The organism is Peteryoungia rhizophila, from assembly GCF_004912145.1.
Lineage (GTDB): Bacteria > Pseudomonadota > Alphaproteobacteria > Rhizobiales > Rhizobiaceae > Allorhizobium > Allorhizobium rhizophilum.
Window position 1 is genome coordinate 1 of sequence record NZ_STGT01000002.1, and the last position, 17,344, is coordinate 17,344.

The window sequence follows — 17,344 nt, forward strand, 5'->3', positions numbered from 1 at the left end:
TGAAAAGTATCATGCACGCCATCTGGCGGTCTAAGGTTTGGTCCCAGACCACTGCCTCCTAGGTTTGATGTCGTGATTTTATTGGGTCGGGCTTTGGGCAAATTATCTATCTCGTGCTAGAGGTGCCGAGACACATTTCTATTGCTATGCGCGTGGCGCGCGTTCGTGCTTCTGGGAGTATGCGGCTTATGTATTTCATCACGGGCTTCTTCGGACTGGTCGAGGACCTTACCTGGGGATGGGCATTGATCCCGATCCTCGTCGTTTTTGGCGTGTTCATCACGGTGATGAGTGGGTTCGTCCAGATCGAATATTTCACTCGGATGTTCCGGGTTCTTTTCACGAAGAATCAGACTGGTGACCCGAATGCGATCAGTGCACGCGAGGCACTTCTGGTTTCAGTCGGGGGGCGTGTCGGCGGCGGCAATATAGCGGGCGTCGCGGTTGCGATCACGCTTGGCGGACCTGGCGCCGTCTTCTGGATGTGGGCGATTGCGTTGATCGGTATGGCGACGAGCCTGGTGGAGTCGACACTCGCCCAGCTCTACAAGCGCTCCAACGGCGATGGCACTTATTCAGGCGGCCCCGCCAGCTACATCATGTATGGCTTGGGCGTGAAGTATAAGTGGCTGGCGACCGTCTACGCCCTCTGCCTGATGCTCGCATTTGCCTTCGGCTTCAATGCCTTCCAGGGCAACACTTTCGCCGGTGCTGTCAATGACAGCCTCGGCGTCGATCGCCTGTGGAGCGGGCTCGGCCTCGCGATCATCACCGGCTTCATCGTCTATGGTGGCATCCGCCGCATCGCCAAGGTCGCCGACGTGATCATACCGATCATGGCGTTCATCTATATCGGCCTGGCGCTATTGGTGATCCTGTCGAACATCACCGAAGTGCCCGGTGTCGTCTGGTCCATCATCGCCAATGCATTCGGGCTGGAGGAGGCCGTCAGCGGCGGTGTCGGTGCAGCACTTGCCCAGGGGCTCCGGCGCGGCCTGTTCTCCAACGAGGCCGGGCTTGGCTCGGCGCCGAATGTCGCAGCGACTGCGGATGTGCGTCATCCGATCAGTCAGGGCATAACCCAGTCGTTCTCGGTCTTCATCGACACGATCATCATCTGCTCGTGCACAGCCTTCATAATTCTGCTGAGCCCCATTTATCAGCCGGGTGCGGAAGGGATCGACGGCGTCGTCTTGACTCAGCAGTCGCTGGTCAGCCAAGTCGGCAACTGGTCGCAGTATTTCCTGACCTTTGCGATCCTGCTCTTCGCCTTCAGCTCGATCATCTATAACTACTATCTCGGCGAAACGGCTCTGAAGGTGATGACGTCGAAGGCTGGCGCGCTGCATGTGCTGCGGCTCGCAATCGTCGTGGTCGTCTTCCTCGGGGCGACGGCGCCCGGCGCGACGGCCGTCTTCTTCTTCTCCGATCCACTGATGGGCGTGCTCGCGGTGGTCAACCTGATGGCCATCATGATGCTGTTTCCGGTGGCGCTGCGCGTTCTCGACGATTTCCGCGCGCAGTTGAAATCAGGCGTAGCGCGGCCGGTATTTGATCCGGCGTCGTTTGCCGATCTCGATCTGGATCACTCCGCCTGGCCGCATGCGAAGAAAGCTGTTCAGGCGGTCGGGTCCAAGGAAGGCCAAGCGTGATTGTTGTTGCGCCAGCTCTAATTCTCGAAGGCCGAGGAAGCTAGAAACGCCTTCGGCGTCCCTGATCCCTGCAGGCCTGTCATCGTAGATGGGTCTGGCATGCACTCACATGTCAGACCCAAAGTGAAGTTACGTTCCACGGTCGGGCCTTACCCCTTGCAGAGTTCAGATCGTTTCCTCGACGTCACCCGGTATCCGGAACCAAGCCACGTAAAGGGCAGGCAGGAAGAGGAGCGTCAGCACGGTGCCGACGACAATGCCGCCCATCATGGCATAGGCCATCGGACCCCAGAAGACCTCCCGCGAAATCGGGATGAGGGCCAGCGTGGCGGCTGCCGCCGTCAGCATGATCGGCCGCATACGATGTTCCGTCGCCTCGACGACCGCGCGCCATGGCGCCATTCCCTCGCTCCTCAATTGCTCGATCTGCACAACCAGGATCACCGAGTTTCGGATCAGGATGCCGACCAGGGCGAGGATACCCAGAATGGCGACGAAGCCCATCGGCGCATTGCTGAGCAAGAGTGCCGCCACGACGCCGATCAGTGCCAGCGGAGCGACCGCGAAGACCAGAAACAGGCGGCTGAAACTCTGCAGCTGGATCATCAGGATGGTTGCCATGGCAAACAGCATCAGGGGCGCGACAGCAATGATCGGGCCTTGCGATTCGGCGCTGGATTCGACTGAGCCGCCGATCTCGACCGTGTAGCCGACGGGCAGAGACTTGCTGAAAGCCTCCACTTCAGGCTTCAGCTGCTCGACAATGGTCGCTGGCTGGGTGGAGCCGACGACGGCCGCCTTCACTGTGATCGTTGGTATACGGTCTCGGCGCGCGATCAGCGGCTGTTCGAGCTCGTATCGGAACTTGGCGACTGCCGATAGGGGGACCGAGTTGCCGCTCGAGCTCGGCAGCTGGAGGTTCTTCAACGTTTCGATCGAGCCCCGTTCGGAATCCTGGGCACGCCCGATAACGTCGATGAGATAGATGTCATCCTTCACCTTGGTTGCCGACGATCCCTCGACGATGCTGTTCAGGCCTGTTGCGATGTCGCTGGAGGAAATGCCCAGCTGACGAGCCTTGTCCTGCAGGACGTCGACCTTGACGACGCGCGATGGCTCGTTCCAGTCGAAGGTCATGTTGGTAAGCAGAGGGTGGCTGTTGACGATCGCGCGAAAGTCACGCGCTATCCGGCGGACTGTCTGTACATCGGGTCCAGCGACGCGATACTGCACGGGTTTTCCGACAGGCGGCCCGATATCGAGCAGCTTCACGAATGCATCCGTGCCAGGGAAGGTCTTGGAGAGGTAGTCCTGCAGGTCCGCACGCAGGCGGTCTCTCGCATCGAGATCCTTGGTCACGATCACGACCTGCCCCATCCAGGCGGCTGGTGTCGAGACGTCGTATGACAGGATGAAGCGTGGTGCGCCCTCGCCGACATAGGTGGACCAATGGTCGATGTCAGGGTTGCCGATCAGCTTTTCCTGCTCGAACTGTGAAATCTGGCGGTTCGTTTCGGCGATTGTGCTGTTTTGCGGCAGGTCCCAGTCGACGACCAGTTCGACGCGATCCGAGGCGGGGAAAAACTGCTGCTGCACGAGGCTTAGGCCACCAATCGATACTGCAAACGTGACGACAGTCACGACAATTGTCACCCAGCGCCAACGCATGGCCAGCCCAAGGAGCCACGCAAAAATGGTCGCGAAGCGGCCCTTTTTCTCGTGGTGGGATTTCATGGTCTTCGGCAGGATCGACACACCGAGCAAAGGCGTGAAGAGCACGGCAACCACCCAGGACACGATGAGCGAGACTGCGATGACGACGAACAGCGTGAAGGTGAATTCGCCGGCGGCGCTGTTGTTGAGACCGATCGGAATGAAGCCTGCGACTGTCACCAGGGTGCCGGTGAGCATCGGAAAGGCGGTCGAGGTGTAGACATGGGTGGCGGCGCTGCGCAGCGTATCGCCGGCTTCCAGGCGTGACACCATCATCTCGACGGCAATCATGGCATCATCGACGAGCAGGCCGAGCGCGATGATCAAGGCACCGAGCGAGATGCGCTGCAGCGAGATGCCTGTATATTCCATGAAGACGAAGGTGATTGCGAGCACGAGCGGAATGGAGATGGCAACGACCAGACCGGCCCGCACGCCGAGGCTGATGAAACTGATCGCGAGAACGATGACGATCGCCTCGAACAGCGCCGTGGTGAAGCCCGAGACTGCCTCTTCCACGACCGCTGGCTGGTCGGATACGCGCTCGACATTAACACCGATCGGCAGGTCGGCGACGACCCGGTCGAGCTGTGCGTCCAGCTGTTCGCCGAAGGTCAGCAGATTGGCCCCGGTCTTCATGCCGATAGCAAGTCCGATTGCCGGCTCTCCCTTGAAGCGGAACAGTGACGACGGCGGATCGACGTAACCCCGCTTGATCGTCGCGATGTCGGTCAGCGGGAAGAAGCGGTCGTTGATCCTGAGATTGATCGCTTTCAGGCTTTCCTCGGAAGTGAACTGGCCGCTGACGCGTAGCGCGATGCGCTCGGCACCCGCCTCGACGACGCCGGATTGCGTGACGGCGTTCTGGGCCTGGAGCGTTTCGAGGATCTGCTGCTGGTCAATCCCGAGGGCTGCGATCTTGCGCGTCGAGAATTCGAGATAGATCACCTCGTCCTGAGCCCCGATCACGTCGATCTTGCCGACATTGGGAACGGTCAAGAGCTTGGCGCGTGCATCTTCGACGAGGTCGCGCATCTGGCGCTGTGTCAGGCCATCGGAGGTGAAGGCGAAGATATTGCCGTAGACGTCGCCGAAACTGTCGTTGAAGAAGGGACCCACGACGCCGGACGGGAGATTACCCTTGATGTCGTCGACCATGTTGCGGACGCGGACCCAGTTGTCTGAAACTTCGCTCGCCTTCGTCGATGAAAGAAGCTCAACGAAGATCGTGGTCTGGCCGGCCTTGGTCACGCTCTTCGTGTAATCGAGCGCGTCCAGTTCCTCGAGTTTCTTCTCGATCCGGTCGGTGACCTGCAGGGTCACCTCCTCGGCAGAAGCGCCCGGCCATTGGGCATTGATGATCATCGTCTTGATGGTGAATGCCGGATCTTCTTCACGGCCGAGATTGAGGTAGGAAAAGGTGCCCGCGACGACGAAAACGAGCATGAAGTACCAGACGAGGGAGCGATGTTCGAGCGCCCAATCCGAGAGGTTGAAGGATTTCACTTGGTCATCTCCTGATCGACGCGGATGGACTGGCCTTCTTCGAGACTGTTGACACCGGCGGTGACGACGCGGTCGCCGGGCTCGATGCCGGAAACGACGGCGACGCTGCCGCCGGCCGGCGGTGTCGTGTCGAGTGCGACAGGACGCGATGCGACGGTTTTGCTCGTCGCATCGACGATCCAGACCGAGGTCTGGCCGTCATGTGTTTTTATGGCAGAGGCGGGCAGGCGAATGGTCGGTGCACTTCCATTGATGCTCGTGGCCGTGATCACGGAACCGAGGCGCATGACTTCGGGTGCGTCAATGAGGGTCAATTTCGTGCGGTACGTGCGGGTGATCGCATCGGCTTGGGGCGCGATCTCGCGGACCACTGCGTTCGCGTGCAGCGTCGGATCGAGTTGCAGGGCCACCTCGAAAGGGGCTCCCACCTGCAGGCCTGCACCGAGTGCTTCCGGCACATCGATGACGGCGTCACGCACGTCCGGCCGGGCCACGGTTGCGATCGCCTGGCCGGCCGAGACGACTTGCCCGATCTCTGCAGATGTGGACGTCACAACGCCGTCGAACTCGGCGACGAGTTGCGCATATCCGAGCTGTTCGGTCGCTTTGCTCAGATTGGCCTTGGCCTTTGCGACCGCAGCCTCTGCCGTCTTGCGCTCCAGTTCGGCCGTCTCATAGACCGCCTTGGCCCCGGACTGCCTCTCGAACAACGTCTTTTGACGCTGTTCGGTGGTAACGGCATTGGCAAGCTGGGCCTCGCTGTTGGCCAGATCGGACTGGGCGCTTTTTACCGCGAGCTCAAGCGCCAGCGGGTCGATGGCCGCGAGGATATCCCCCTTCTTGACGAGGTCGCCCGTTTGGACATTGCGGGCGACGACCCGGCCGAGGATGCGGAAGCCGAATTCGGTCTCGACACGAGCCTCCACCGTTCCGGACAGTGACAGTTGGACGGCAGGCTCCATCTGTACGACGAGCGAGAGAACCGGGCGGGGAGCCGCCGTCTCCTGCTGCTGCTCCGCCTGGCATGCGGCCAGTGCGCTGCCTGCCAGTAAAAGCACGGCGAATTTCGATAGCGTTCTCATTCGCCGGCTCCCTCGATTGACACGATTTCACCGTCGCTGAGGAACTTGTTGCCGTTCGTCACAACGATCTCTCCCGGCGTCACGCCCGCGCTGACGGAGAAGTATCCGCTGCCATAGGTCGTGATGTCGACCGGACGAAGTGAAGCCTTCGCGGTCTGGGAATCCACGACCCAGACGGCCGGACGACCAGCGTCGGAGGCGATGGCGGACCAGGGAAGTCTGATCGATGTGACCGGCTTGTAACGAGCGACCGCCATGACGGGGCTTCCCAGGCTGACTTGGGCATCTTCCTCGAGGCCGAGCTTGATGCGAATGGTCCCGGTGCTCCGGTCGATGGTCGGAGAAATCTCCCGCAGTGTGCCTTTCATCGGATCTCCCCCGCTGAGCGGGACGATATCGACCTCGCTCTCGAACTCACGGCCAAAGCCTAGAAAAAGCGATTCATCAATGTTGAAGACCGCATCCCTCGGTCCATCCTGGGCCACTGTGAAAATCAGCTGAGCGGCTTGCGCGACCTGACCAACTTCGGCGTTGCGCGCGGTGATGATGCCGTTTGCGTCCGACCTCAATTCAGTCTGAGCTAAGGTATCGCGCGCCGTGTCCACCTGTGCCTCTGCGGAATCGACCGTTGCCTCGGCCCGCAGCAGCGATTCCCGGGCTTCGTCCAGTGCGGCTTGCGTGGAGACCCCGGTGGTGAGCAGGCTTTGCTGGCGATCGAGTGCCTGCTGTGCCTGGGTCTGTTGGGCCTCGGCGGATTGTAGGGTGGCGAGGGCGACCTGGAGATCTGCTTGTTGTTCCTCTGCATCCATGCGTGCGAGCACCTGGCCCTTCTCGACCTTGTCTCCGACGTCGACCAGCCGTTCCGTAATGCGTCCGCTGATCCGGAAGGACAGCTCGGACTGGACGCTTGCCCGTATCTCGCCGGTGCTCGATACGCTTTCAGACCAGGGTTCGGCCTCGACCGTGACGGTCTCGACCAGCCGGGGGGCTTTTTCGCTCGCCACGTCCGCCGGAGTACAGGCGGCCAGGGAAGCGCAACAATAGGTTATAAGGATCAGGGAGTGCAGCGGTTGCATGATCGCCTCTTGAACATCGGAGATTAAGCGCTATCATTGAATGACTGGAAAGTCAATGAAATGATCTGCAGTGCTGGCGAGAGGTGTTCGACATGGCAAAGAAAACGAAACTGACGAGGGCCGAACAGAAGGCATTGCGGCCTATCCAGATACTCGATGCTGCATTCGACGAGTTCGTCGCGCACGGCTTCAGTGCAACACGCGTGGAAGACATTGCGGACCGCATTGGGGTCACCAAGGGGACGATCTATGTGTACTTCCCGACCAAGGAAGACCTGTTCTCCGCGATGATCCGGCATATTTCCCTGCCGCTCGAGGATCTGCTCAGAGAGGCAGGCGGATTGCAGGGCTCACATGCGGAGCGCCTCCGATCATTTCTCCTGCTCGCCTATGGCGGGATTGCGCAGGACAGGCGGAGCCGCGAGCTGCTCCGCTTCGTCATCTCCGAAGGATCGCGTTTTCGGCAGTTGATCGATGCCCACTTCGCCGAAGTCATCGAACCGCTGCTTAGTCGCACCCAGATGATTCTCGACGAGGGGGTGATGGCCGGGGAGTTTCGCAAGTCACCGGCAGCGAATGCTGACATCATCGTGGCGCCGATCCTGTCGTTGATGATGGACCAGCTGATCCACGGCGACCGGCGAATTGTCGATCTCTCGGCCTATGTGGAGGGTCATCTGGATCTCGTGTTCAGCGGCATATCGGTTCCGAAAGCGCTCGGCGATTAAGATGCGGGGGCTTGACGCATTCAAGTCCCGTGCAATCAGGGGCGGCATGCCGTTGTGTTTCCCATGGTCAGTGTGATTTCGATCAGATCGACTGACCTCTCCGCGTCAGCCGGCGGGATAGTGAGAGCGGCTGTGGCTGCTCTGCGGCCGACCTCCATGAGCGGCACTTCGATGGTCGTCAGTCTCGTCGTGAGGGAATGGGCTAATGCAGTTCCGTTGAAGCCGTTGACCGAGATAGTCTGAGGAACTGTGATCGAGGCCTCGTTCATGAAACGCAGGCCGCCGATGGCCATGGCGTCGTTGAGGTAGTGGATGGCTTGCGGGGGCGCACCCTGTTCGAGCAGTCTTCTGGTGAGTACGTATCCGGTTTCTGCCGTCCGCGGCAGGTCGGGATCCGTCATACATAGCAGGGTAGCGCCAGCTTCCGACAGCGCCCCCGAATATCCTTCCAGTCGACAGGCCGCGCAGAGATCCCGGTCGAGCTGTGATCCGATATAGACGCAACGGGTGAGGCCGGCCGCGATGAAGACCTGGGCTGCCAATTGGCCCGCGTTTCGATGCGACAGGCCGACCGTCGCGTCGAGGTTTGGATGGTCGCCGTCCCAGAGATGCACGGCGCGGATGCCTGAGCGACGCAGCAGGCGTATGGTGCGCTCATCGCGCGCCAGTCCTCCCGTGAGGATCAGGGCAGCCGGCTTCATCGTCAGCATCATGTGCACGATCCGCAATTCGATCTCGGGATCGAAAAAGCTCTCACCGATAAAGGCCGTGTAACCTTGGCCGTTCAGAACCTCATTTATTCCCGCCAGCACACCGGCATAAACCTGGTCGCCAATGGAGGGGATGACGATGCCGATCAGGGAACTCGTCTGTGACGAGAGTGAGCCTGCCAAACGGTTGGGAACATAGCCCAGTTCTTCGGCGATCTGCGTTACGCGGGCGCGCGTTTCTGCCGCGATCCGGCCTGTCCCGCGCAGGACCTTCGAGACCGTCATGCTGCTCACGCCGGCGGCCCTGGCCACATCGGCGATCGTGATCATGCGAGGGAAATGCGGGGCTTGACTCATGGCGATGTTATCGATACCAATTTGGGTTAACGATAACCCATTGATGGGTTTAACGCAACGAGTCTTCGGGGAGGAGGATCTCATGCGACGCCTGATCCAGGCAATCTGGTCGATGATCGACATCCTGATGGCCGTCATTCTCGCGGCCATGATCGCTCTCGTCTTCGCCAATGTGGTGCTGCGTTACGGCTTTTCGTCGGGCATAAGGCAATCCGTCGAACTGGCACGGCTGTGGTTCGTCTGGATCGTCATGCTGGGCGCTGCCGTCGTCTTGCGTCGGGGCGAACATCTCGCCGTGTCCGAGTTCTCCGAAGCGTTGATGCCGAGGGCGGTCCCGATCCTGCGTCGCCTGTGCTGGGTCGTGGTGATGGTTGCCGTCGGCATGCTCTTCATCGGCGCGCTCAACCAGACCATGGCGAACTGGAACAATCTGTCGCCTCTGACAGGGCTGCCGTCTGGTCTCTTCTATCTCGCGGGCGTCGTGTCGGCCGTCTTGATGGCTGCCATTGCCGTCGTGCGCTTCATCGATCCGATGAGCATAGATGCCCGCACGCAGGGGGACCAGGAATGACCCTTATTCTGTTTCTCGGCGTCCTCTTTGTCGCCATCCTCGCGGGTCTTCCCGTCGCCTTTGCCCTCTTGCTTTCCGCCATGGCACTCATGCTGCATCTGGGCACGTTCAGCCCGGATATCCTGGCGCAGGGGCTGATCAACGGCGTGGACAGCTTCCCGCTACTCGCCATCCCCTTCTTCCTGGTGGCCGGCGAAGTCATGTCGAAGGGCGGGCTTTCGGAACGCATCGTCCGGCTTGCCATGACGCTTGTCGGCCATAAGCGCGGCGGCCTCGGCTATGTCGCCATCCTGACGGCGATCGTTCTGGCCGGGCTATCCGGTTCGGCCGTCGCCGATGCCGCGGCTCTGGTCGCAATCCTTTATCCGATGATGCGCAAGGCCGGCTATCCCGAAGGTCGTAGTCTCGGCCTGCTGGCTTCGGGTGGTATCATCGCGCCGATCATTCCTCCGTCCCTGCCGCTGATCCTCATCGGCGTCGCCGGCAACATCTCGATTGCGAAACTGTTCATGGCTGGCATCGCGCCGGGGTTGATGATGGCCCTGACACTCATGGTCGTCTGGTCGTTCATCATGCGCAAGGAACAGATCGAGACCTTGCCGAAGGCAAGTGGGGCGGAGCGGCTTGCAGCCTTGAAGGACGGCATCTGGGCACTGCTGCTGCCGGTCATCATCATCGGTGGTATCCGCTCCGGCGCCTTCACGCCGACCGAGGCCGCCGTCGTGGCCGCAGTGTACGCGATCATCGTTTCTACCTTCGTCTACCGCGCCCTGACCTGGAAGATCCTGTTCGACGTGCTCGTGACTGCCGGTCGCTCGACCGCCATGGTGATGTTCCTGGTGGGGGCAGCCATGGTTGCAGCCTGGCTGATCACCGTCGCTCAACTTCCGCAACAGCTGGCAGAGATGCTCCAGCCCCTCATCGACAGTCCGCGCCTGCTGATGCTGGTCATCATGCTGATTGTGCTTGCCGTCGGCATGGTGATGGATCTGTCTCCGACCGTTCTGATCCTGGTGCCGCTGTTCATGCCGGTGGTGAAGATGGCGGGTATCGATCCGGTCTATTTCGGGCTGATGTTCATCCTCAACTGCTCGATCGGCCTTCTGACACCCCCGGTCGGCACAGTTCTCAACGTCATCTGCGGGGTTGGACGCGTGCAGATGAGCGTGGCTGTGCGCGGTGTGATGCCGTTTCTCTTCGCCTATGCCGCGCTGCTCGGCCTTTTCATCATCTTTCCGCAACTCATTACCGTACCCGCCAAGTTCCTTGGCGGCTGAGACTTCACAACAGGGAGGAGCCTGACATGAAAATCTTGAAAGTGCTTGGACTGGCAACCGCAATCGCCTTCACCGGCGTTTCGGCTCATGCCGAGACGGAACTGAAACTCGCCCATGCCGCGCCCGATACGGATCTGCAGCAGACCCTCTCCGTGTTCTTCAAGGAGCAGGTCGAAGCGCGCACGAACGGATCGGTCAAGGTGACCATCTTCCCGCAGGGACAGCTGGGCAACGACCAGGCGATGATCGACGGCGCGCGTTCCGGGATCATCGACATCGTCATGACGGGCCTCAACAACCTGACCGGACTGGTTCCGGATGCCGGTGCCTTTGAACTGCCCTTCATGTTCCCCAACCGGGAGCTCGCCTACACGGTCCTCGACGGTGAGGTTGGCCAGGGCGTATCCGCGCAGTTCACTCAGCATGGCCTGAAAATGCTCGGCTATCCGGAAAACGGCTATCGGAACATGACCAACAGTCGTGGGCCGATCCGTGTGCCGGCCGATGTGTCGGGGCTGAACATGCGCGTCAACAACTCCAAAGCCCTGAACGACATGTTCGCAGGACTCGGCGCCAATCCGACACAGCTGCCGGTCGCCGAACTCTACACGGCGCTTGAGACGGGTGTGGTCGATGCACAGGATCATCCGATCGGCATCGTCCTGTCCTTCAAGTTCAATGAAGTTCAGAAGTATCTGAGCCTGACGCAGCATGCCTATTCCGCGCTGGCGCTTGCCATCAACGACGCCAAATTCAACGGCCTGACGGCCGACGAGCAGAAGGTGGTCCTCGATGTGGCGGCCGAAGCTGTCACCATGCAGCGCAAGCTGGCGCAGGAGAAGGAAGCTTCGATGATCGCTGAGCTGCAGGCAGCCGGCATGGAGGTCAATACGGATGTCGACGCTGCTGCCTTCCAGGCCGCAGTCAAGTCGGTCTGGGATGGCTATACCGCAGCGAATGGCGATACGGTCGTCAATGCCGTGCTGGCCACCCAAAAGTAACACATCGAAGATTGACGTAGAGAAAGGGCGCTTAATCAGCGCCCTTTTTTTCATGCCATCACGGACTAGACTGGCGCCGCATCAGGATCGGTTCAAGGGCAATGGTCGCGGCGTCTGCCTGCCTGCCATCGAGCACATCGAGAATGAGGTCGGCGGCGCGTTTGCCAATTTCTCGGGGCAGAGGGTTGATGGTGGTCAGCGAGGGCACGCAGATCCCGGCAATTTCGTAGTCGCCGAAGCCGGCGACCGCGATCTGCCCGGGGACATTGACGCCGCGCCTCTGGCATTCGGTCAGGGCGCCGAAGGCGGATAGGTCGGACACGCAGATGACGGCCTGAGTATCCGGCAGCGTGTCGAGCAGTCGACCCATGGCATCAGCCCCCTCCCTCATCGAGATCGGCGGTGTCCCGGCGGCGATCAGCCGACTGGCGTCCAGGCCGTGAGCCTGCATGGCGGCAATGAACCCGGCGCGGCGATCGGTGCCACGGGTGTCGCGATCCGCATCTCCGCCGATGAAGGCAATCCGGGTGATCCCGACCGACACGAAGTGGTCAACCATGGAGCGCACCGCGGCAGCATTGGAGAAGCCGACCACATGGCCGACAGGATTGTCTGGAAGGTCCCAGGTCTCAATGACAGGTATGCCTGCATTTTCCAGCAGTCGTCGGGTGCGCGGAGTGTGACGGCCGCCTGTTACCACGATCGCCTCCGGCCGGCGGCGCAGCAGTTGTTCGACCAGCCGCTCTTCTTCTTGGATGTCATAATCCGTATAGCCGAGCAGGATCTGCAGGCCGCGTTCCTTCAGCCCCTCCGACAGGCCCCGCACGGTATCGGCGAAGTTGGCATTGTTGATCGAGGGTATCGTGACGGCGACAAAATCCGTGCGCTGTGAACGCAAGTTCGAGGCGGTGCTGTCAAAGACATATCCGAGGGTGTCGGCAGCTTCGAGGATGGAACTGCGGGTCGCATCACTGACAGAGGCGTCACGCTTGAACGCCCGGCTCACCGTCATGGGCGATACCCCCGCGAGGCGGGCGACATCGGCCATGGTTGGTGTTTTGCGGGGCGTATTCATACCATTTTGTTATCGTTATCTCTGGCGAAAATCCAGCCTCAGAACGACTGCCTCACAGCGGAGCGTATTCATGGGCAGTCGTTACGTGATGGTGGATTTTGCCGGTGAAGAAACGCGCCAGAACGGCCTCGGTCGCAGCCCGTGCTTCGCTGCGAACCGGGCTTGCGAGAGCCGCGTCCACGCTCGGCAGATCCGGATAGCTGATGGCGAGGATCATCGGATACTCCGGTGCGCCCTCATCGCGGCTTTCGGCGAAGGTGACGCGGACGGAGAGGGCGCCGGGGAACTGGCGCCACTTTGGCAGGATTTCGGCGAGGACGGCGGCGCGGAAAGCCTCGGTCTGTCCTTCATGGATCTTGCCATCGAACAGTGCGTAGCGGGTGATCATGGGGCAATCTCCTTGTTGGGTCCCTTGAAAAATTCCATCAGTGCAGCCTGATCCTCGCCGCCGAGGCCGGCTGCCGTCAGCATGCGATGGACCTCGGCGCAAATCGCCGTCAGCGGCATCGATGTGTTGCTCAGCCGTGCCAGATCCTGGGCGGCGTTGAGGTCCTTGACCATGTTGTCGATGCGCCCTGTGCGGCGGTAATCCCTACTGGCGAAGCGCGGCATGTATTCCTGCAGAAGTGCGCTGTCGGCGCGGCCGCCTTTGAGCGCCTGCGGGATCTTCTCGACATCGACTCCGGCAGATTCGGCAAGGGCGGTTGCTTCGGCGACGGCAAGGAAGCCGAGGCCGCAGAGTACCTGGTTGATCATCTTGGTGGTCTGTCCTGCACCCGGGCCGCCCATATGGGTCTGGTTGCCGGCGAGCTTCGACAGGATGGCTTGCGTTTCCTGCACATCGGTCGGTGCACCGCCCTGCATCAGGGTCAATTGGCCGATGGTTGCCTTCGGGATGCCGCCTGACAGAGGGCTGTCCACCCAGCGTAAGCCACGGGCCGCACCTTCGGTTGCGAGTGCCTTGGTGGTCTCCGGGTCGATCGAGGACATGTCGATGATCAGTGTGCCGGGCTTCGCGCCATCGGCAACGCCCTGTGGCCCCAAGACGGCTGCGCGGACGATGGCGGCTGAATTGAGCGACAGGATGACGGCCTTCGCCTGGCGCGCGGCATCAGCGGCGGACGAGGCCGATACGGCGCCCTTGGCGACAAGGGCGGCGATTTTTTCGGGGTCACGATCGTAGACGATCAGATCCGTTCCCGTTTCGGCGAGGCGTGCGCCGATGGCGCCGCCCATGGCACCGGCCCCGATCAGGGCGATCTTGTCTGTCATTGCGGGGTTCCTCCAAGATGGGACAGGACCTGTCCGACGATGGCGTCCATCGGTTGGTCGATTGTCACTTCGATGGCCTCGTCCGGTCCCGGTCGCTCCAGGGTGGCGAACTGGCTGTCGAGCAGTGACAGGGGCATGTAGTGGCCTGAGCGTGCCGCCATGCGCGATGCGATGAGATCGCGATCGCCCGCGAGGTGGACAAACGTTACGGGGCCGCCAGATCCTGCTCGGATGCGGTCTCGGTAGCTGCGGCGCAGTGCCGAGCATCCGATGATCAGTGGCGCGTCACTCTCAAGCGTATTGGCGATCCGATCGAGCCAGGGCCAGCGATCGTCATCGTCAAGCGGAATGCCGACCCGCATCTTCTCCACGGCTTCTGCGCTGTGGAGGTCGTCGCCGTCCTGATAGGGAATCCGAAGCTGTTCGGACAGGGCTGCGCCGACTGTCGACTTGCCGCAACCCGCGACGCCCATGATGACGAGGCGCAAGCTCATAGCGAAGCCGTGATCCCGCCGTCGACATAGAGGATATGTCCGTTGACGAAACTTGAGGCGTCGGATGCCAGGAAAATGCAGGCGCCTTGCAATTCCTCGACCTTGCCCCACCGTCCGGCCGGCGTGCGTTTTTCTAGCCAGGCCGAGAAGGTCGGGTCTGCGACAAGCGCTGCGTTCAATGGCGTGTCGAAATAGCCGGGTGCAATCGCGTTGCAGTTCAGGCCGTGCTTGGCCCAATCGGTTGCCATGCCCTTGGTCAGGTTGCCGACGGCGCCCTTGGTTGCGGTGTAGGGGGCAATCGACGGGCGGGCGAGGGCGGTCTGGACGCTGGCGATATTGATGATCTTGCCGCGACCACGGGCGATCATGTGACGGGCAACGGCCTGGCCGACATGGAAGACGCTGGCGATATTGGTCTGCAGCAGACGCTCGAAAGCATCTGCGGGGAAGTCTTCGAGCGGCGCGCGATGCTGCATGCCGGCATTGTTGACCAGAATGTCGATCGTCTTGCCGGAGGCCTCATAGGCATCCACGGCCGCGCGTACGGCGTCATGGTCGGTCGCGTCAAAAGCGAGCGTGTCGGCACCTTCAATCCGTGCGGCAGCATCCTTCAGTTTGCCCGCGTCACGCCCGTTTAGGACGATGTCTGCGCCAGCTGCTCTTAAGCCCTCGGCCAGCGCAAAGCCGATCCCTTGCGAGGATCCCGTGATCAGGGCGCGCGTGCCCTTCAGGTTGAACAGGTTCAGTGCCACGGTTTACTCCCTTCAGTTTCGCTCTCGACAAGCGTCGGATGATTTGTATATGTTATCGATAACAATAGAAAGTCAAGCATTCTTGGGAGACACGATGAGCAAGCCCGACATCCTGCAGATGGGCCCGTATCCGGACTGGGATCAGGTGCCGCTGGAGCAAAGCTTCCATATGCATCGCTACTTCGAGGCCGCCGACGAGGCCGGTTTCCTGGCTGACGTCGGTCCGAAGGTCCGGGGTATTGCAACCCGTGGCGAGCTCGGAGCGAATGCTTCGATCATCGCGGCCTGCCCCAATCTTGAAGTCATCTCGGTCTACGGCGTCGGCTTCGATGCTGTCGATCTCGCAGCCTGCCGGGCGCGTGGCATCAGGGTGACGAACACGCCCGACGTTTTGACCAACGATGTTGCCGATCTCGGGGTCGCAATGATGCTGGTGCAGTCACGCGGGATGATTGGTGCTGAAACCTGGGTGAAGGACGGGTCTTGGGCGGCCAAGGGACTTTATCCCTTGAAGCGCAGGGTCTGGGGGCGCAGGGCAGGGGTGCTTGGTCTAGGCCGGATCGGCTTTGAGGTCGCCAAACGTCTCGCCGGCTTCGACATGGAGATCGCCTATAGCGACGTCTCGGCCAAGGATTTCGCCAAGGATTGGGAATTCATCGCCGATCCGGTGGCGCTCGCTCAGCGCTCGGACTTTCTGTTTGTCACGCTGGCTGCTTCCACTGCGACCCGGCATATCGTCGGGGCCAAGGTGATCGAGGCACTCGGACCCGAGGGCATGCTGATCAATATCAGCCGTGCCTCGAATATTGACGAGGAGGCTTTGCTCGAGGCGCTCGAAACCGGCAAGCTCGGTTCGGCCGCGCTCGATGTCTTCGAGGGCGAGCCCAATCTCAATCCACGCTTCCTCACCTTGCCGAACGTGCTCCTCCAGCCTCATCATGCCAGCGGAACGTTGGAAACTCGCCAGGCCATGGGCAAGCTTGTCCGTGACAATCTCACCGCGCATTTTGCCGGTGAAGCCCTCCTCACTCCGGTGCTCTGATGAAAGCCATCGTCATTCATGCTGCCCGTGATCTCCGGATCGAAGATCGTCAGGTGGAAGAGCCGAAAGCGGGCCAGCTGCGGCTCAGCCTCGCGACCGGCGGGATCTGCGGTTCGGACCTGCACTATTACAATCATGGTGGCTTCGGTGCCGTCCGGCTTCGCGAGCCGATGATCCTCGGCCACGAAGTCTCAGCCAGGGTCGAGGCGATCGGTCCTGGTGTATCCGGTTTCGGAATCGGACAGCTCGTTGCCGTCTCGCCGTCTCGCCCCTGTGGCGAGTGCCGCTATTGCTCGGAAGGACTGCAGAACCAGTGCCTCAACATGCGCTTCTACGGCAGCGCGATGCCCTTCCCGCATATCCAGGGCGCCTTCCGCGAAAGCCTGGTGGCGGACGCCTATCAATGCGTCGACGCCACCGGTCTCTCTGCCGGCGAAGCTGCGATGGCCGAACCTCTGGCCGTTACGCTTCATGCGACGACGCGGGCGGGCAGCCTGTTCGGCAAACGGGTTCTCGTTACCGGTTGCGGACCGATTGGCGTACTCTCGATCCTTTCGGCCCGTCGGGCTGGGGCAGCCGAGATCGTTGCCACCGATCTTTCCGATTTCACGCTCGCGCTTGCGGCGAAGGTCGGGGCTGACCGCGTCATCAACACGGCGAAGGAGCCGGATGCGCTGTCTGCCTATGCTGGCGACAAGGGCACCTTCGATGTCCTCTATGAGTGCACGGGCGTTGCCGCGGCACTGGCTGGCGCCATTCCGGCGCTGAGGCCCCGCGGCATCATTCTGCAGCTCGGCCTCGGCGGCGACATGACACTGCCGATGATGGCGATCACCGCCAAGGAACTTGAACTGCGCGGTTCATTCCGTTTTCATCAGGAATTTGCCATCGGGGTCGAATTGATGCGCAAGGGGCTGATCGACGTGAAGCCGCTGATCACCCATACCGTATCGCTGGCCGAGGCCGAGAAGGGCTTTCTGCTCGCATCGGATCGGAGCCAGGCGATGAAGGCGCAGATCGCGTTTTCGGCCTGAGT

General features: G+C 61.2%; 16 protein-coding genes. 7 read left to right on the plus strand and 9 right to left on the minus strand.

Annotated elements, in window-relative coordinates:
• Nucleotides 1-188: 188 nt before the first annotated feature.
• Nucleotides 189-1,652 (plus strand): alanine/glycine:cation symporter family protein, encoded by a 1,464-nt coding sequence (locus E9677_RS06020; protein WP_136557208.1) that lies wholly within the window; start codon nucleotides 189-191, stop codon nucleotides 1,650-1,652.
• A 165-nt stretch (nucleotides 1,653-1,817) separates the two neighbouring features.
• Here E9677_RS06020 and E9677_RS06025 read toward each other — a convergent pair whose 3' ends face one another.
• Genes E9677_RS06025 through E9677_RS06035 form a run of 3 tightly spaced genes read right to left on the minus strand, consistent with a single transcriptional unit; the run spans nucleotide 1,818 to nucleotide 7,020 of the window.
• Entirely contained in the window at nucleotides 1,818-4,871 is a 3,054-nt protein-coding gene (locus E9677_RS06025; protein WP_136557209.1) for an efflux RND transporter permease subunit, read from the minus strand.
• Nucleotides 4,868-5,953 (minus strand): efflux RND transporter periplasmic adaptor subunit, encoded by a 1,086-nt coding sequence (locus tag E9677_RS06030; protein WP_136557210.1) that lies wholly within the window; start codon nucleotides 5,951-5,953, stop codon nucleotides 4,868-4,870. The genes E9677_RS06025 and E9677_RS06030 overlap by 4 nt, the downstream gene beginning before the upstream one ends.
• Nucleotides 5,950-7,020 carry an efflux RND transporter periplasmic adaptor subunit gene (locus E9677_RS06035; protein WP_408014708.1) on the minus strand — a complete coding sequence of 357 codons (1,071 nt, stop codon included), beginning with the start codon at nucleotides 7,018-7,020 and terminating at the stop codon, nucleotides 5,950-5,952. Before E9677_RS06035 ends, E9677_RS06030 begins: the two co-directional genes overlap by 4 nt.
• Nucleotides 7,021-7,121: 101 nt before the next feature.
• Here E9677_RS06035 and E9677_RS06040 point away from each other — a divergent pair, with 101 nt between their 5' ends.
• A complete protein-coding gene (locus E9677_RS06040) occupies nucleotides 7,122-7,757 on the plus strand; it encodes a TetR/AcrR family transcriptional regulator (RefSeq protein WP_136557212.1) in 636 nt (211 codons plus the stop codon).
• A 35-nt stretch (nucleotides 7,758-7,792) separates the two neighbouring features.
• Here the strand turns inward: E9677_RS06040 and E9677_RS06045 are convergent, their stop codons facing one another.
• Nucleotides 7,793-8,824 carry a LacI family DNA-binding transcriptional regulator gene (locus E9677_RS06045; protein WP_168801144.1) on the minus strand — a complete coding sequence of 344 codons (1,032 nt, stop codon included), beginning with the start codon at nucleotides 8,822-8,824 and terminating at the stop codon, nucleotides 7,793-7,795.
• An 82-nt stretch (nucleotides 8,825-8,906) separates the two neighbouring features.
• On the opposite strand from E9677_RS06045, the gene E9677_RS06050 reads away from it, so the two are divergent.
• The 3 genes from E9677_RS06050 to E9677_RS06060 are packed head-to-tail and all read left to right on the plus strand — an operon-like array spanning nucleotide 8,907 to nucleotide 11,673.
• On the plus strand, nucleotides 8,907-9,395 hold the full coding sequence (locus E9677_RS06050; RefSeq protein WP_136557215.1) for a TRAP transporter small permease: 489 nt from the start codon (nucleotides 8,907-8,909) through the stop codon (nucleotides 9,393-9,395).
• Nucleotides 9,392-10,672 carry a TRAP transporter large permease subunit gene (locus tag E9677_RS06055; protein ID WP_136557216.1) on the plus strand — a complete coding sequence of 427 codons (1,281 nt, stop codon included), beginning with the start codon at nucleotides 9,392-9,394 and terminating at the stop codon, nucleotides 10,670-10,672. Before E9677_RS06050 ends, E9677_RS06055 begins: the two co-directional genes overlap by 4 nt.
• A gap of 26 nt (nucleotides 10,673-10,698) precedes the next feature.
• Nucleotides 10,699-11,673 (plus strand): TRAP transporter substrate-binding protein, encoded by a 975-nt coding sequence (locus tag E9677_RS06060; protein ID WP_136557217.1) that lies wholly within the window; start codon nucleotides 10,699-10,701, stop codon nucleotides 11,671-11,673.
• Between the two features lie 58 nt (nucleotides 11,674-11,731).
• Here the strand turns inward: E9677_RS06060 and E9677_RS06065 are convergent, their stop codons facing one another.
• The 5 genes from E9677_RS06065 to E9677_RS06085 are packed head-to-tail and all read right to left on the minus strand — an operon-like array spanning nucleotide 11,732 to nucleotide 15,266.
• Complete coding sequence (locus E9677_RS06065) at nucleotides 11,732-12,748, minus strand: LacI family DNA-binding transcriptional regulator (protein ID WP_136557218.1); 1,017 nt, start codon at nucleotides 12,746-12,748, stop codon at nucleotides 11,732-11,734.
• 52 nt (nucleotides 12,749-12,800) lie between these two features.
• On the minus strand, nucleotides 12,801-13,136 hold the full coding sequence (locus E9677_RS06070; RefSeq protein WP_136557220.1) for a hypothetical protein: 336 nt from the start codon (nucleotides 13,134-13,136) through the stop codon (nucleotides 12,801-12,803).
• Nucleotides 13,133-14,020, minus strand: coding sequence for an NAD(P)-dependent oxidoreductase (locus E9677_RS06075; protein ID WP_136557221.1), 888 nt, complete (start codon nucleotides 14,018-14,020; stop codon nucleotides 13,133-13,135). Before E9677_RS06075 ends, E9677_RS06070 begins: the two co-directional genes overlap by 4 nt.
• Complete coding sequence (locus E9677_RS06080) at nucleotides 14,017-14,514, minus strand: gluconokinase (protein ID WP_136557222.1); 498 nt, start codon at nucleotides 14,512-14,514, stop codon at nucleotides 14,017-14,019. Before E9677_RS06080 ends, E9677_RS06075 begins: the two co-directional genes overlap by 4 nt.
• Complete coding sequence (locus E9677_RS06085; protein WP_136557223.1) at nucleotides 14,511-15,266, minus strand: SDR family oxidoreductase; 756 nt, start codon at nucleotides 15,264-15,266, stop codon at nucleotides 14,511-14,513. Before E9677_RS06085 ends, E9677_RS06080 begins: the two co-directional genes overlap by 4 nt.
• A gap of 94 nt (nucleotides 15,267-15,360) precedes the next feature.
• Between E9677_RS06085 and E9677_RS06090 the strand changes: the two genes are divergently transcribed.
• Together E9677_RS06090 and E9677_RS06095 are read left to right on the plus strand one after the other, a co-directional pair.
• Nucleotides 15,361-16,308 (plus strand): 2-hydroxyacid dehydrogenase, encoded by a 948-nt coding sequence (locus E9677_RS06090; protein ID WP_136557225.1) that lies wholly within the window; start codon nucleotides 15,361-15,363, stop codon nucleotides 16,306-16,308.
• Nucleotides 16,308-17,342, plus strand: a complete 1,035-nt coding sequence (locus tag E9677_RS06095; RefSeq protein WP_136557226.1) for an L-idonate 5-dehydrogenase — start codon at nucleotides 16,308-16,310, stop codon at nucleotides 17,340-17,342. Before E9677_RS06090 ends, E9677_RS06095 begins: the two co-directional genes overlap by 1 nt.
• Nucleotides 17,343-17,344: the final 2 nt, after the last annotated feature.

What these genes read in the sequence shown, in the direction of transcription:
- E9677_RS06020 (WP_136557208.1), top strand. Translation starts at nt 189, where the DNA reads ATGTATTTCATCACGGGCTTCTTCGGACTGGTCGAGGACCTTACCTGG.
- E9677_RS06060 (WP_136557217.1), top strand. Translation starts at nt 10,699, where the DNA reads ATGAAAATCTTGAAAGTGCTTGGACTGGCAACCGCAATCGCCTTCACC.
- E9677_RS06050 (WP_136557215.1), top strand. Translation starts at nt 8,907, where the DNA reads ATGCGACGCCTGATCCAGGCAATCTGGTCGATGATCGACATCCTGATG.
- E9677_RS06090 (WP_136557225.1), top strand. Translation starts at nt 15,361, where the DNA reads ATGAGCAAGCCCGACATCCTGCAGATGGGCCCGTATCCGGACTGGGAT.
- E9677_RS06080 (WP_136557222.1), bottom strand. Translation starts at nt 14,514, where the DNA reads ATGAGCTTGCGCCTCGTCATCATGGGCGTCGCGGGTTGCGGCAAGTCG.
- E9677_RS06045 (WP_168801144.1), bottom strand. Translation starts at nt 8,824, where the DNA reads ATGAGTCAAGCCCCGCATTTCCCTCGCATGATCACGATCGCCGATGTG.
- E9677_RS06040 (WP_136557212.1), top strand. Translation starts at nt 7,122, where the DNA reads ATGGCAAAGAAAACGAAACTGACGAGGGCCGAACAGAAGGCATTGCGG.
- E9677_RS06055 (WP_136557216.1), top strand. Translation starts at nt 9,392, where the DNA reads ATGACCCTTATTCTGTTTCTCGGCGTCCTCTTTGTCGCCATCCTCGCG.
- E9677_RS06065 (WP_136557218.1), bottom strand. Translation starts at nt 12,748, where the DNA reads ATGAATACGCCCCGCAAAACACCAACCATGGCCGATGTCGCCCGCCTC.
- E9677_RS06030 (WP_136557210.1), bottom strand. Translation starts at nt 5,953, where the DNA reads ATGAGAACGCTATCGAAATTCGCCGTGCTTTTACTGGCAGGCAGCGCA.
- E9677_RS06070 (WP_136557220.1), bottom strand. Translation starts at nt 13,136, where the DNA reads ATGATCACCCGCTACGCACTGTTCGATGGCAAGATCCATGAAGGACAG.
- E9677_RS06095 (WP_136557226.1), top strand. Translation starts at nt 16,308, where the DNA reads ATGAAAGCCATCGTCATTCATGCTGCCCGTGATCTCCGGATCGAAGAT.
- E9677_RS06075 (WP_136557221.1), bottom strand. Translation starts at nt 14,020, where the DNA reads ATGACAGACAAGATCGCCCTGATCGGGGCCGGTGCCATGGGCGGCGCC.